The sequence below is a fragment of the Cellulosimicrobium protaetiae genome (assembly GCF_009708005.2).
In the GTDB taxonomy this organism is placed as follows: domain Bacteria; phylum Actinomycetota; class Actinomycetes; order Actinomycetales; family Cellulomonadaceae; genus Cellulosimicrobium; species Cellulosimicrobium protaetiae.
Window position 1 is genome coordinate 3,360,303 of record NZ_CP052757.1, and the last position, 14,045, is coordinate 3,374,347.

The following is a 14,045-nucleotide window of genomic DNA, read 5'->3' on the forward strand; positions in this document are numbered from 1 at the left end:
CCTCACGGGCGGCTACACGACTGTTCTAGCACTCTCCCCCGGGGAGTGCCAAGAGGTCGTCGCGAATCCCGGCCGAGGCCATCGGGAAGCACGTTTGTCGGCTTCCTCGGGTTCCGCCACCCGTCGGCGCGATCCTGTTGGGGGAACCCTCCAACCGCTTGTGCGATTCGTGCACGCGACGCCACCGCGGTCGTCCGCGCCCTCGTCGTCGCGCACCACCGCGAGTCGGGAGAGTGGACGTGGCCACGACGGGTCGAGCACCGACCCGCCACGACGACGCAGGGAGCGCCATGACCGACGCATCGACCGGGACGACCGCCGGGACGCCCCGGACCGCCACGACGACCCCCGCCCCGGCGGCCGGGACCCGCGGACCGCTCGCCCTCGACGCAGGCGACGCGGCGCGCGTCGCGACGTTCGCGGCCCTGATCGCGGCGCTCGGGATGCCGGGCTCGGTCGCGCTGTTCGGGAACGCCGTCCCGATCACGCTCCAGACGCTCGGCGTGATGCTCGCCGGCACGATCCTCGGGGCGTGGCGTGGCGCGCTCGCCGTCGCGACGTTCCTCGCGCTCGCGGCGGCAGGGCTCCCCGTCCTCGCGGGCGGGCGCGGCGGCCTCGGCGCGTTCGTCGGGCCGTCCGCGGGCTACCTCGTCGGCTTCCTCGCCGGGGCGGCGGTCGTGGGCTGGCTCGTGGACCGGCTGCGCCGGGTGACGTTCGGCGGCGTGCTCGTCGCGTGCGTCGTGGGCGGGATCGCGGTCGTCTACGCGTTCGGCGTGCCGGTCCAGTCGCTCGTCACGGGCGTGCCGCTCGCGACCACCGCGCAACTCTCGCTCGCGTTCCTCCCGGGCGACGTCCTCAAGGCGCTGGCCGCCGCGGCGATCACGGTCGGCGTCGTGCGGGCCTACCCGGCCGCGCGCCGGACGGGCCGCCCCGCGGCCGCCGACCGCACCGCCTCCTGACACCTGCGAGAGTGTCCGCGTGCCCGTCGCCCCCCAGGTCCTGACACACGCCGCCGACCCGGCCCTGCGCGGGCGCCCCGCCCTGCGCACGCCCGAGCGGTCGCGCACGTACGCCGCGCTCGCCGCGGACGTCCGTGCGGGGGCGACGCACCTCGCGGCGACCGGCACGCGTCCCGGCGACCTCGTCGCCGTGTCCCTGCCCGACCCGCTGGACCTGCTGACCGCGGTGCTGGCCGCGGACCACCTCGGGGCCACGCCGCTCGTGTGCGACGCGGCGTGGCCGCGGGCCCACCGCGCCGAGGTCCTGCGCACGCTCGCGCCCCGCACGTTCGTCGAGGTGCCGCTGCCGCGCGGGACCGGCGCCGTCCCCGACCTCGTGCCGGGGCCCGCCCCGCAGGGGGGTGCGGGCCCCGGCACGGGCCACGCGGCCGCCCCGGACGACCTCGCGTGGGCGGGCTTCTCCTCGGGCAGCACGGGCCGGCCGCGCGCGGTCGTGCGCACGCGCGCGTCGTGGGCGGGGTCGTTCGACGACGTCACGCGGCTCCTGCGCCTGCGGCCCACCGACACGGTGCTCGTCCCGGGCCCGCTCGCCTCGTCGCTCTACTGCTTCGCTGCCGTGCACACCCTCGCCGTCGGCGCGTGCGCCTACCTCACGCGCACCCCCGCGGCCACGACCTCCGCGCTCGCGACGAGCGACGTCGTGCACCTCGTGCCGCAGGTCCTCGACGACGTGCTCGACGCCGTCGCCGCGGGAGCGCCGTCCCGGCTGCGGCACGCGGTCGTCGGCGGCGCGTCGCTCCCCCCGGAGGCGCGGTCGCGCGCCGCGGCGCTCGGCGTCGACGTGCTCGCGTACTACGGCGCGGTCGAGCTCTCCTTCGTCGCCTACGACCCCGACGGGTCGGGGCTGCGCGCGTTCCCGGGCGTCGACCTCGCCGTGCGGCCGCTGCCGCAGGCGAGCGTCGGCGAGGTCTGGGTCCGCTCGCCCTGGGTCTCGCGGGGCTACCTCGCGCGCGCCACCGGCCCGCTGCGGCGCGACGGCGCGTGGAGCACCGTCGGCGACCTCGCCGACCCCCTCCCCGAGCGATCGACCCGAGCCGAGTCCGGCGCCGCCCCGGGCGCGACGGCTCGGGGCGGCCTCGTGCTGCGCGGGCGCGGGGACGGCGCGATCCTCACGGGCGGCGCGACCGTCGTGCCCGAGGACGTCGAGGTCGTGCTGCGTGCCGTGCCCGGGGTGCGGGACGTCGTCGTGCTGGGGACCGCGCACCGCCGACTCGGCGCGGTCGTGAGCGCGGTCGTGGAGTGCGACGAGCGCCCCGGCCTGCGCGCCCACCTCGAGCGCGTCGCGCGCGCCGCGCTCGCCCCGGCCCAGCGGCCGCGGCGCTGGTACGGCACGCGCGCCCTGCCCCGGACGCCGTCGGGCAAGCCCGCGCGCGGGGCAGTCAGCGAGGCGCTGCGCGGGACGGACCTCGCGCGGTCGGGCCTGGAGCCGTTGCGATGAGCCCGGCCCGGGCGGCGCGCGACGACGTGCCCGTCGTCGTCGCGGCACGCCGCACCTGGATCGGGACGGCCGGTCACGGGCACCGGTCGCTGTCCGAGGTCGATCTCGCGGCCGGGGCGCTCGGCGCGGCCCTGGCCGACGCGCGGTCCCTGGGCGTCGAGGACGCCGTCGCGGACGTCGTGCTGGGCTGCTGCGCCGGGCCCGGCGGGAACGTCGCCCGGGTCGCGGCGCTCGCCGCCGGGCTGGACGTCTCCGTGCCCGGGCTCACCGTCGACCGGCAGTGCGCGTCCGGTCTCGCGGCGGTGCTGCTCGCCGCCCAGCAGGTCCGGGCGGGCGAGGCGCGCCTGGTCCTCGCGGGCGGGACCGAGAGCGCGTCGAGCGCACCTACCCGCGCCCACCGCACGACGTGGGGCGACGTGCCCTACGCGCGGGCGGCGTTCGCGCCCACCCCGTGGGCGGACCCCGGCATGGGCGCCGCCGCCGACGAGCTCGCCCGCCGCCGCGGGGTGACCCGGGAGCGTCAGGAGGCGTACGCGCTGCGCAGCCACGCGCGGGCGCTCGCGGCCCACGCGGGCGGCCGGTTCGCGGCCGAGACGGTCCGCGTCGGCGCGCCGGGGACGACGCTCGCGCGCGACGAGCGGGCACGTCGCCTCGACCCCGCCGTGCTCCCCCGGCTCTCGCCCGCGTTCACGCCCCGCGGCACCGTCACGGCGGCCACCGCGAGCCCCGTGAGCGACGGCGCGGCAGCGGTCGTGGTCGTGCCCGAGGCGGTGCGACGTGACGTCGGCGTCCCGGGCCTGCGCGTGCTCGCGTCGGCGACCGTCGGGTGCGACCCGGCGCTGCCCGGCTGGGGCCCGGTCCCCGCGGTCCGCGCAGCGCTCGACCGTGCGGGTGCGCGGCTGGACGACGTCACGGCGGTCGAGGTCGTCGAGGCGTTCGCCGCGCAGGTCCTCGCGGTGACGGACGCGCTCGGCCTCGACCCGCTCGACGACCCCGGCGACGACGCGCGGGTCTGCGCCGACGGCGGCGCGCTCGCGCTCGGGCACCCGTGGGGCGCGAGCGGCGCGGTGTCGGTCGTGCGGTTGTTCTCCCGGCTCGTGCGTGCGGGCGCGCCCGCGGGGACGCTCGGTCTCGCGACGGCCGCCGTCGGGGGCGGGCTCGGCGTCGCCGCCGTCCTGGAGGTCGTCCGGTGATCGCGCGAGCCCGAGCCCGGCTGCGGCGACGAGGCTCCGGCGGAGGTGCCCCGACCGCCCCGGAGCACGGGTCCGGCACGGTCCTCGCGACGGCTGGCCCGAGCACGCCCGACCACGGGTCCGGCGGGCCCGGCTGCACGGTCCGGCTCGAGGACGTGCACGTGCGCCTCGGCGAGCGCGACGTGCTGCGCGGGGTCGACCTCGAGCTGACCGAGCGGCGCGTGGGGGTGGTCGGGGCCAACGGCTCCGGCAAGAGCACGCTCGCGCGGCTGCTCAACGGCCTCGTCGTCCCGACGTCCGGCCGCGTCCTGGTGGACGACCTCGACACCCGCCGCGACGGCGCCGCGGTCCGGCGCCGCGTCGGCTTCGTCTTCACGGACCCCGACGCCCAGATCGTCATGCCGACCGTCGCCGAGGACGTCGCGTACTCGCTGCGTCGCGTCCCCGCGGCGGAGCGCGACGGCCGCGTGCGGGCCGCGCTCGCCGAGCGCGGGCTGTCGGGCCACGCCGACCACCCCGCGCACCTGCTCTCGGGCGGGCAGAAGCAGCTCCTCGCGCTCACGTCCGTGCTCGCCGCCGGTCCGCGCCTCGTCGTCGCCGACGAGCCGACGACGCTCCTCGACCTGCGCAACACGCGACGGTTCGCCGCGGAGCTCGCGACCCTCCCCCAGCAGGTCGTGCTCGTCTCGCACGACCTGTCGCTCATGGGCGCGATGGACCGCGTGCTCGTGGTCGACGGCGGGCGGGTCGTCGCCGACGACGCCCCGGGGCCGGCGGTCGCGCACTACCGGCGCCTCGTCGACGAGGCGCCGTCGTGACACCGGGGACGTACCGGCCGGGGACGTCGGTGCTGCACCGCGCGCCCGCCGGGGCGAAGCTCGGGGGGCTCGCGGTGGCGTCGGCCGTCGTGCTCCTGGTGTCGTCGCCGGTGGGGGTGGGCGCGCTGGTCCTCGTCGTCGGTGCGCTCTACGCGGTCGCGGGCGTCGGGTGGCGCGCGGCGTGGGCGCAGGTGCGGCCCCTGCGCCTCGTCGTGCCCGTGCTCCTCACCGTCCAGTGGCTCGCCCTCGGGCCGGTCCCGGCGGTCGTGCTCACGACCCGGCTCCTCGCGCTCGTCGCGCTCGCCGGGCTCGTGCTGCTGACGACCCGGACGTCCGCCGTCCTCGCGGCGATCGAGCGCTTCCTGCGTCCGCTGGGACGGGTGGGCGTCGACGTCGACCGGGCCGCCCTCGTGCTGTCGCTCGCCGTGCGCTGCGTCCCCGTCGTCGCCGCGCTCGCGCAGCGCGTGCGGGACGCGTGCCGCGCCCGGGGCCGCGAGCGCGACGTCCGCGCCTACGCCGTCCCGCTCGTCGTCGGTGCGCTGCGCCAGGCCGACGCGCTCGGCGACGCCCTGCGCGCCCGCGGCCTCGACGACTGACGACGTCCTACCTCGGCGGGGTGGTGGCGCGGTGGCCGCGGAGGGAGACGACCGTGGCCGCGAGGATGCCGACCACCGTCACGACGAGGAGCAGGCGGTAGTCGACCGCTCCGACGAGGGCCGCGCCGACCACGGTCAGCACGAGCTGCGGGACGTTGACCAGCAGCAGGCTCGCGGCGGCGACGCGACCCTGGAGCTCCGGAGGGGTGCGGAGCTGGCGCTCGGTGACGAAGCCGACGATGGACCACGTCGCACCGAGCCCGACCGCGCCGAGCCCGAGGACGATCGCCACGACGCTCGTCCCCGTCGCGGGGACGATGCCGAGCGCGAGCACGAGCAGCCCCAGGGCGACGAGCCGCTGCGCGCCCCAGCGGGCGACGAGACGGGCGGCCGTGAGGCCCGCGACGATCGCGGTGAGCGCCTGGACGGAGGAGATCGGGCCCAGCAGCGCCGGAGGCAGCTCGAGCCCGTCCTCGATGATCGCGAGGCTGACGGCGTTGAGCAGCCCGACCCCCGCGAACGCGACGAGCATGGCCAGGGTGAGCACCCCGAGCGGCGCCGTCCGGACGAGGTGGCGGAAGCCCGCCGTCATCTCGGCCAGGTAGGGCTCGCGCTCGGCGGCAGGCGTCGGCGGCGTCTCGACGAGCCGGATGCGGCCGATCACGGCGCCCGCGACGGCGAACGCGACCGAGGCCGCGACCACGAGCGGCCACGCGCCGGCGAGCGCGTACGCGCCCGCGCCGACGACGGGCATGAGGAGGCGGAAGACCTGGTCGATCGTCGTGAGCCGACCGTTCGCGGGGGCGATCGCCTCGTCCGGCAGCATGTCGCGTACCAGACCCGCCTGCGCGGCGGCGGTCGCGAACCCGACGCCCGAGTAGACCACCGTCACGACGAACACGAGCCAGACCTGCTCGGGCCCGCGGACCGCGAGGAGGGCGAGGAGGCTCACCGCCCCGACGAGGTAGGTGACGACGAGCATCCGACGGCGCGACACCCGGTCGGCGAGCTGGCCGAGGAGCGGCGACGCGAGCGCGGGCAGGCCGAGGGCCGCGAACACGAGCCCGGCGGCGCCGTTCGAGCCGGTGAGGTCCTTGACCCACACGGCGAGGATGATCGCGAGGACCGAGTCGGCGAAGTTGGTGAAACCCCACGCGACGGACAGGAGCCGGAACGAGCGGCCGCGCAGCGCGGCGCGAGGGTCCGGGGCGCGGTCGGGGGCGGTGACGCTCTCGTGCGCCACCCCGGGAGCGTCCTCGGGCGCGGGCCGGGCGGTGACGGCAGCCGGCTCCGGGGTCGTGCTCATCGGGGTGCCTCCGGGAGGTCGGCGTTGACGACGGAGAAGAGGCGCGCGCGACGCGCGCCCTCGGGACGGAGCGACGGGTCGTCCCAGCGCCCCCGGAAGCGGTCGGTGAGCGCCTCGACCTCGCGGGCGAGGGCGTCGAGCTCGTCGCGCGTCGCGTAGAAGGACGCGCCGGTCATCGTGGAGGCGAGGAGCCACTGCGGGTCGTCGGCGGCGGCGCCCGCGATCCACGCCCGCACGCGCGCGGCCTCCTGGTCGATCATGAGGCTCGCGACCGCACCCGCGGCGTGCAGCGTCTCCGGCACGTCGGGGTCGAACGTCGTCTGCCGCCCCCGCCCCACGGACCGCCACGGCCGCTCCTTGCCGCGCCGCTCGGCGGGCTCGACGTAGCCGTACTTGGCGAGCATCCGCAGGTGGAAGGAGCAGCTCGCCACGGACTCGCCCGTGACCTCGGCGCACCGCGTCGCGGTCACCTCGCCCTCGTCGTCGAGCAGCGCGAGGATCCGCAGGCGCAGAGGGTGGGCCAGCGCCCGGATCGTCGCCGGGTCGCGCGCGACGACCTGCCCGGCCTCGGGCCGCGGGCCACGCGGGCGGGTCTCCGACGACGGCGCGGGGCCGGGCGCGGTCGGTGCGACCGGGTCGTCCGGCGAGGTGGCGTGAGGATCGGCGGGCGTGCTCATGCCGCCACGCTAGTTCACAAAAGAGTTCTTGCGCAAGAGTCCTTTAGCGACCCACCCCTGCCGGGGCCTCAGCACGCGAGACCACGAGGTCGTGGACGCGGCTCACCGCGACCACCACGCCGAGCACCGCCACGGCGAGCGACAGTCCCGCCAGGACGTCGGTGAGGAAGTGGTACCCGAGGTAGAGCCTGCTCAGCGCGACGGTGCCGATCACGAGCACGGAGGCGACCGTCCAGACCGCGAGGACGCGGGCGTCGTGGTGGCGGTGCCACACGAGGTACCCGCCCACCAGGAGGAGCGTCGCCGCGCCGATCGTGTGCCCCGACGGGAAGGAGAACGACCGCTCGACCCCCGCCACGACCATCGAGACCTCCGGCGGCCTCGGCCGCGCGATCACCGCCTTGAGCACGGTCGAGACCAGCGTCGCGAGCACCATCGCGCCCGCGAGCAGTCCCGGCTCCCACCACGTCCGGGTGCGGCGCGCCCACACCACGCACCCGACCGCGACGAGCACCGGCAGCACGAACGGCCCGAAGACGTTCGTGACGACCGTGAGGACGCTCGTCGCGACCGGCGTCCGGTGCGCGACCATCCAGGCGAGCAGCGGGTCGTCGAGCCGCCACAGGTCCTCCTGGTCGCGCACGGCGTCGAGGAGCAGGACGAACCCCACGACCCCGACGAGCACCAGCAGGAGCCCCGGCCACACGCTCGCGAGGACCGCGCGCACGGGCGGCCCACCGCTCTCGCGCGCGGTCGCGCCCCTCGCCGCGCTGCTCGCGGCATCCCCCGCCACGTCCCCCGCGGCGTCTCCCGTCTTGCTGCCCCTGTCACCCATCCCCGGAGGCTACGCACGGCGGGCCGACGACGCAGCGCGGCCGAGCGACGTCGGGCACGACCTCGAGGGAACCGACGCTGCCGGCGTAAAAGGCGTGCACCACCCACGACGACCGTGGTCCTATGTCTCCACACCGCGGTGACGTCCGTCCGGTCCGTACCGGGCGGTGGAGGGTCCGGCCAGACCCACGAACCCAGCGTCACGAGAGCAGAACAGTGCATCCCTTGATCACGTACGACGTGGCGGCCCTGAACCGCCGCGAGCAGCTGCAGGAGCAGACCCTGCGCCGGTCGCAGCTGCGCCGCACCACGACCCGCGTCCCGGCGCACACCCGGCAGGCACGCCTGCCGCGTCGTACCGCATGACGCGCACCGACCGCTCGCCGGGCCGGGGACCCTCCCCGACAGGCGGCGGCGCACCTCGCCGAAGGCCCCGACCGTCCGGACCCCCGTGGACCGGACAGCCGGGGCCTTCGTCGTGCGCGCCACGGTTAGGCTGTGGGCCGTGAGTCCTGTGAACGCGAACGAACGCATCGTCTGGATCGACTGCGAGATGACCGGGCTGGACCTGGGCGCCGACGCCCTCGTCGAGGTCGCCGCCGTCGTCACCGACTCCGAGCTCAACGTGCTCGGCGACGGGGTCGACGTCCTCGTCCGCCCCCCGGCCGAGGCGCTCGAGCAGATGGGCGACTTCGTCCGCCAGATGCACACGACCTCCGGGCTGCTCGACGAGCTCGACGAGGGCCTGACGCTCGCCGAGGCGGAGCAGCTCGTCCTCGACTACGTCCGCACGTGGGTCCCCGAGCCGGGCAAGGCACCGCTCGCCGGCAACTCGGTCGGCACCGACAAGGGCTTCCTCGACCGCGACATGCCCGCGCTCATGAGCCACCTGCACTACCGGATCATCGACGTGTCGTCGGTCAAGGAGCTCTCGCGCCGCTGGTACCCGCGCGCGTACTTCTCGTCGCCCGAGAAGCACGGCGGGCACCGTGCGCTCGCCGACATCCTCGAGAGCATCGACGAGCTGCGCTACTACCGGGCCGCCGTGTTCGTCCCCCAGCCCGGTCCCGACTCGGCCACGGCGCGCAAGGTCGCCGAGCAGGTCGTCGCGACGAGCGTCACCCGCGGCCGCACGCGGCCCGCGGACGACGACGTCGAGACCTCCGTGGCCACCGTCACAGGGACGGCCGACTCCTGACCTCGAAAAGCGGTCCGGGAGCCCCTCCCGGACCAGGTACACTTTTCGACGGCCGGTGCTTCACGCCCCGGTCATGGTGGGTATAGCTCAGCTGGTAGAGCACCTGGTTGTGGTCCAGGGGGTCGCGGGTTCAAGTCCCGTTACTCACCCCAGACGGCGAGGGCCGGTCTCCGAGACGGAGGCCGGCCCTCGTCGCGTCTCCACGGTGCCGCACGACCCGCCACCACGGCTCGCGGACCGGCGCGACCGCGACGTCGACCGTCCCGACCTTCCGGTGCCGGACCGCCCGAACGCCGAGGTGGACGAAGGAGGCGGCGCCCACGAGCTCGACGACGGTGGACACGGCCACGGACGTCGCGACGACCGGAGACGAAGAGCACGCTCGGCCCGGGGACCACGACGAGCACGACGAGCACGAGCGAGGCGAGGGAGGAGGCGAGCAGGGAGTCGAGGGGGCGGCACGTCGGCACGACAGGCCCGGGCGTGACGCGCGTCACGGGAGAATCCGTCGCGTCGTGCCTGGGGCGACCTGCGGCGGGCGCAGCGGGGCGCGGTGCCCGCGCTGCGGCGCGAAGCCGACGTACCGGTGCGAGTGCGACGTGTCGGTGGTTCGTCGTACGGTCGGTGGACGCGTGGCATTTGCGCTCGGCTGGCCGGCCCCGGTCGTGGTTGGGTGGGAGGCCGGTTCACCGACTGTCGGGAGGCAGCGCCCCATGATCGAGTTCCGATCGGTCACCAAGACGTACCCGGACGGCACGGCAGCGGTCGCGGACTTCGACCTGGTGATCCCGCCCCACCGCACGACCGTGCTCGTCGGGTCGTCCGGGAGCGGCAAGACGACGCTCCTGCGCATGATCAACCGCATGGTGGAGCCCACGTCGGGCACGATCGAGATCGACGGCGCCTCGATCCTGGACCGGGACCCCGTGAAGCTGCGCCGCAGCATCGGGTACGTCCTCCAGAACGGCGGCCTGCTCCCCCACTACAAGGTCGTCGACAACGTGACGACGGTCCTGCGCCTCGAGGGCACGCCGCGGCGCCAGGCGCGCGACCGTGCGCTCGAGCTGCTCGACACGGTCGGGCTCGACCGGGCGCTCGCGGACCGCTACCCGAGCCAGCTCTCGGGCGGGCAGCAGCAGCGCGTCGGCGTCGCGCGGGCGCTCGCCGCCGACCCGAACATCCTCCTCATGGACGAGCCGTTCGGGGCGGTCGACCCGATCGTGCGCGCCGAGCTCCAGACGGAGACGATCCGGCTGCAGAGCGAGCTGGAGAAGACGGTCGTCTTCGTCACGCACGACATCGACGAGGCGTTCCTCCTCGGCGACCAGGTCGTCATCCTCGAGAAGGGGGCGCAGGTGGCCCAGATCGGGTCGCCGAGCGAGATCATCGAGAACCCCGCGAGCGAGTTCGTCGCGAGCTTCATCGGGGCGGAGCGGGGCGCCCGGGCGCTGCGCACGAAGCGCACGGACCACGGGACCGTGCTCGTGGACGGCACGGGACGCACGCAGGGCGTCCTCGTCGACGACCTGGTCGAGGGCGGCGCATGACCTGGGTCCTCGACAACCTCGACCTCATCGGCCGCCTCACGGTCGAGCACCTACGCCAGTGCGTGGTGCCCATCGTGCTCGGGTTCCTCGTCTCGATCCCGGCGGGCTGGCTGGCGTTCCGTTTCAAGCTCACGCGCGGGCTCGTGCTCACCCTCGTCGGGCTGCTCTACACGATCCCGTCGCTCGCGCTGTTCGCGCTGCTCCCGCCGCTCCTCGGCATCAGCTTCCTGTCCGAGCTGAACCTCGTCGTCGCGCTGACGATCTACGCGGTGGCGATCATGACCCGGTTCGTCGCCGACGCCCTCGCCTCGGTCGACCCGACGGTCCGGCAGGCGGCCCTCGCGGTCGGCTACGGGCCGTGGCGGCGCTTCTGGCAGGTCGACCTCCCGCTCGCCGGACCGGTCGTGCTCGCCGGGCTGCGCGTCACCGCGGTGTCGACCATCTCGCTCGCGACGGTCGGCATCCTCATCGGGATCGACAACCTCGGCTACCTCTTCACCAACGGCTACCAGCGGCAGATCGTCGCCGAGATCCTCTCGGGCGTCGTCGCGGTCGTCGTCATCGCCCTGCTCGTCGACCTGCTGCTCGTGCTCGCCGGGCGAGCGGTCATGCCCTGGTCCCGGAAGGTGCGCGCATGAACCTGTTCTCCGACGCGATCGCCTGGATCTTCTCCCCCGACCGGCTCACGGGCGCGCTCCCCCTCCCGGAGGCGATCTGGACCCACCTCGCGTTCACGTTCGTCTCGGTGCTGATCGCCGCGGCGATCGCGATCCCCGCGGGCTGGGCCATCGGGCACACCGGCCGGGGGCGGGAGGTCGCGGTCGCCCTCTCGGGCGCGGCGCGCGCGGTCCCGTCGTTCGGGCTCGTGCTGCTGCTCGTGCTCGTCCTCGGCGTGACGCACAAGGTCGCGGCGTCCACGACGGCGTTCGTCCTGCTCGCGATCCCGCCGATCCTCGCGGGCGCGTACGCGGGCGTCGAGGCCGTCGAGCGACGGGTGATCGACGGCGCCCGGTCCGTCGGCATGACCGCGTGGCAGGTGCTCTTCAAGGCCGAGGTGCCGCTCGGTTTGCCGCTCCTCATCGGCGGGCTGCGCTCCGCGACCCTCCAGGTCGTCGCGACCGTGACGCTCGCGGGGTACGTCGGCAACTGGGGCCTCGGCTTCTACATCGTCCAGGGCATCCAGATCCGCGACTTCTCCCAGATCCTCGGCGCCGCCCTCGTCATCGTCGTCCTGGCCGTCGTGCTCGACGCGCTGTTCGCGATCCTCCAGCGGGTCGTCGTGCCGCGCGGGGTGACCGCCGGCCGCACCCCGGACGACGAACCCGCCCGGCGGCGGCGTCGCCGGGTTCCCGCACCGACCACCGCCTGACACCCGCGGGACCGGCCCCACCCGGTCCGCGGCACCGCCCCTCCAGAAAACCTCCCGGCCCACGGGACGGCCCTCAGAAAGGCAGACACATGCGCACCACCCGACGCACCGCCGCCCTCGTCGCCGCCGCGGCGACCGCCGTCCTCACGCTCAGCGCCTGCGGCGGCGGGGACGACCCGCTCGACGCCGACACCGGGACGTCCGACGGCGGCGGCTCGTCCGACACGATCGTCGTCGGCTCCCAGGCGTACTACTCGAACGAGATCATCGCCGAGATCTACGCCCAGGCGCTCGAGGCCGAGGGCTTCACGGTCGAGCGGAATTTCTCGATCGGCCAGCGCGACGCGTACATGCCCGCGCTCGAGAACGGCGAGGTGCAGCTCTTCCCCGAGTACACGGGCAACCTGCTCCAGTTCTTCGACCCGGACACCACCGCCACGTCGCCTGACGACGTGTACGCGGCGCTCCAGGAAGTGCTGCCCGACGGGCTCACCGTCCTCGACCAGTCGAGCGCGACCGACCAGGACTCGTACAACGTCACCGAGGCGTTCGCGACGGAGAACGGGCTCACGAGCATCGCCGACCTCGCGGGCCTGGACGTGCCGCTCACGCTCGGCGGTCCCGCGGAGCTCGAGCAGCGCCCCTACGGCCCGCAGGGGCTCAAGGACGTGTACGGCGTCGACGTGTCGTTCGTCGCGACGGGCGACACGACCGTGCAGGACCTCGTCGCCGGCACGGTGAACGTCGCGAACGTGTTCAGCGCCGACCCGCGCATCCAGACGGAGAGCCTCGTGACGCTCGAGGACCCCGAGGGCCTGTTCCTCGCGTCGAACGTCGTGCCGCTCGTCAACGCGGACATCGCCGAGGAGATCGCGGACGTCATCAACCCCGTCAGCGCGGCCCTCACGCCGGAGGGTCTCGTCGCGCTGAACGTGGAGTCCACGGAGGACCAGCGTTCTCCCGAGGACATCGCCGCCGACTGGCTGTCGGAGAACGGCCTCGCCTGACCTCGTCCCCGCGCGACCGTGGCCCCGTCCCGACGTCGGTCGGGGCGGGGCCACGGTCGTGGGACCTGCGGGTCGAGCCGGACCGGGACACCCAGCAGACCGGGCTCGGGGGGGGTCAGCGCCCGACGCGCGCGGCGATCGCGTCGGCGAACCGGTCGAGCGACCCGGGGGCCAGCGCGAGGAACAGCGACGGCTCGGTGAGCTCGAGCTCGATGACCACGACGCCGCCGTCGTTGCCCGTGACGACGTCGACGCGCGCGTAGAGGAAGCTCGCCGGATCCCCGCCGCCGACCGAGTCCGCAGCGACGGACAGCGCCCGCCGCGCGACGTCGAGCTGCTCCTCGCTCGCCGTGAAGGGGCTCATCTCCTCCTGCTGGTACAGGCCGCGCGTCGGGCGGTGCGGCCCGGTGAGCAGCGCGTTCTTGCGGACGGCGTGGGAGAACTCGCCGTCGACGAAGACCAGCCCCGTCTCCCCCGCGGTGTCGACGCTCGTCACGTACGGCTGCACCATGACCTCGCGGCCCGAGACCAGCAGGTTCTTCGCGTGCTGGATCGCGAGCCCGCGCGAGTGCGCCTCGCCCGCCTGGTACCGGCCGGTGTCCTTGGCGCCCGCGCTGACGACGGGCTTGATGACGAAGTCGCCCTGGGCGGGCAGGCGCGTGTGGATCGCGCGCGAGGAGAGATTGCGTGCCGGGTCGAGCCACAGCGTCGGGATGACGGGGATCCCCGCGCCCTCGAGCTCGCGCAGGTAGCCCTTGTCGGTGTTCCAGCGCAGCACGGCCTCCGCGTTGAGGAGGGCCGGGACGCGCGCCGCCCACGCGACGAACTCGTCGCGCCGGGCCGAGTAGTCCCATGTCGAGCGCACGACGACGGCGTCGAACGCGGCCCAGTCGACGTCCGGGTCGTCCCAGACGGCGGGCTGCGCGGCGACGCCCCGGGACTCGAGCGCGCGCACGAGGGGCGCGTCGTCGGGGTCGAGGTGCGGCAGGACGGAGCACGTCGCGAGGGCGACGCGCGGGGCGGAGGTCTCGGTCGTCACGCCC

The 14,045-nt window shown here is 75.4% G+C and carries 15 protein-coding genes and 1 tRNA gene; 12 read left to right on the plus strand and 4 right to left on the minus strand.

Translation table 11 applies throughout. The features are described from left to right. The first annotated feature begins 290 nt into the window (after window positions 1–290). The 5 genes from FIC82_RS14445 to FIC82_RS14465 all read left to right on the plus strand — a co-directional run bounded on the left by FIC82_RS14445 (window position 291) and on the right by FIC82_RS14465 (window position 5,064). A complete protein-coding gene (locus FIC82_RS14445) occupies window positions 291–959 on the plus strand; it encodes a biotin transporter BioY (protein WP_154798982.1) in 669 nt (222 codons plus the stop codon). A gap of 19 nt (window positions 960–978) precedes the next feature. Then, window positions 979–2,457, plus strand: coding sequence for a class I adenylate-forming enzyme family protein (locus FIC82_RS14450; protein WP_168731915.1), 1,479 nt, complete (start codon window positions 979–981; stop codon window positions 2,455–2,457). Next, window positions 2,454–3,650: a thiolase family protein gene (locus FIC82_RS14455; protein ID WP_154798983.1), complete on the plus strand. Its 1,197-nt coding sequence runs from the start codon at window positions 2,454–2,456 to the stop codon at window positions 3,648–3,650. The genes FIC82_RS14450 and FIC82_RS14455 overlap by 4 nt, the downstream gene beginning before the upstream one ends. Window positions 3,651–3,805: 155 nt before the next feature. Next, a complete protein-coding gene (locus FIC82_RS14460; protein WP_168732302.1) occupies window positions 3,806–4,468 on the plus strand; it encodes an energy-coupling factor ABC transporter ATP-binding protein in 663 nt (220 codons plus the stop codon). Continuing rightward, window positions 4,465–5,064: an energy-coupling factor transporter transmembrane component T family protein gene (locus FIC82_RS14465; RefSeq protein WP_168731916.1), complete on the plus strand. Its 600-nt coding sequence runs from the start codon at window positions 4,465–4,467 to the stop codon at window positions 5,062–5,064. Before FIC82_RS14460 ends, FIC82_RS14465 begins: the two co-directional genes overlap by 4 nt. 7 nt (window positions 5,065–5,071) lie before the next feature. On the opposite strand, the gene FIC82_RS14470 is transcribed toward FIC82_RS14465, so the two are convergent. Genes FIC82_RS14470 through FIC82_RS14480 form a run of 3 tightly spaced genes read right to left on the minus strand, consistent with a single transcriptional unit; the run spans window position 5,072 to window position 7,882 of the window. Beyond that, the gene (locus FIC82_RS14470) at window positions 5,072–6,370 is read right to left on the minus strand and encodes an MFS transporter (protein WP_154798984.1); all 1,299 of its coding nucleotides are present in this window, start codon (window positions 6,368–6,370) and stop codon (window positions 5,072–5,074) included. Beyond that, entirely contained in the window at window positions 6,367–7,047 is a 681-nt protein-coding gene (locus FIC82_RS14475) for an ArsR/SmtB family transcription factor (protein ID WP_154798985.1), read from the minus strand. The genes FIC82_RS14470 and FIC82_RS14475 overlap by 4 nt, the downstream gene beginning before the upstream one ends. Window positions 7,048–7,090: 43 nt before the next feature. After that, the gene (locus FIC82_RS14480) at window positions 7,091–7,882 is read right to left on the minus strand and encodes a phosphatase PAP2 family protein (protein WP_154798986.1); all 792 of its coding nucleotides are present in this window, start codon (window positions 7,880–7,882) and stop codon (window positions 7,091–7,093) included. A gap of 224 nt (window positions 7,883–8,106) precedes the next feature. Between FIC82_RS14480 and FIC82_RS14485 the strand changes: the two genes are divergently transcribed. From FIC82_RS14485 to FIC82_RS14515, 7 genes are all read left to right on the plus strand, one after another. Beyond that, a complete protein-coding gene (locus FIC82_RS14485) occupies window positions 8,107–8,247 on the plus strand; it encodes a hypothetical protein (protein WP_154798987.1) in 141 nt (46 codons plus the stop codon). A gap of 187 nt (window positions 8,248–8,434) precedes the next feature. Next, a complete protein-coding gene (gene orn / locus FIC82_RS14490; RefSeq protein WP_154800331.1) occupies window positions 8,435–9,079 on the plus strand; it encodes an oligoribonuclease in 645 nt (214 codons plus the stop codon). 76 nt (window positions 9,080–9,155) lie between these two features. Further along, window positions 9,156–9,231 (plus strand) — tRNA-His (locus FIC82_RS14495). A gap of 561 nt (window positions 9,232–9,792) precedes the next feature. Then, window positions 9,793–10,626: an ABC transporter ATP-binding protein gene (locus FIC82_RS14500; protein WP_154798988.1), complete on the plus strand. Its 834-nt coding sequence runs from the start codon at window positions 9,793–9,795 to the stop codon at window positions 10,624–10,626. Beyond that, a complete protein-coding gene (locus tag FIC82_RS14505) occupies window positions 10,623–11,264 on the plus strand; it encodes an ABC transporter permease (protein ID WP_154798989.1) in 642 nt (213 codons plus the stop codon). Before FIC82_RS14500 ends, FIC82_RS14505 begins: the two co-directional genes overlap by 4 nt. Further along, the gene (locus tag FIC82_RS14510; RefSeq protein ID WP_154798990.1) at window positions 11,261–11,995 is read left to right on the plus strand and encodes an ABC transporter permease; all 735 of its coding nucleotides are present in this window, start codon (window positions 11,261–11,263) and stop codon (window positions 11,993–11,995) included. Before FIC82_RS14505 ends, FIC82_RS14510 begins: the two co-directional genes overlap by 4 nt. An 89-nt stretch (window positions 11,996–12,084) precedes the next feature. Further along, complete coding sequence (locus FIC82_RS14515) at window positions 12,085–13,002, plus strand: ABC transporter substrate-binding protein (protein ID WP_154798991.1); 918 nt, start codon at window positions 12,085–12,087, stop codon at window positions 13,000–13,002. 115 nt (window positions 13,003–13,117) lie between these two features. On the opposite strand, the gene FIC82_RS14520 is transcribed toward FIC82_RS14515, so the two are convergent. After that, the gene (locus FIC82_RS14520; protein WP_168731918.1) at window positions 13,118–14,041 is read right to left on the minus strand and encodes an ATP-grasp domain-containing protein; all 924 of its coding nucleotides are present in this window, start codon (window positions 14,039–14,041) and stop codon (window positions 13,118–13,120) included. Window positions 14,042–14,045: the final 4 nt, after the last annotated feature.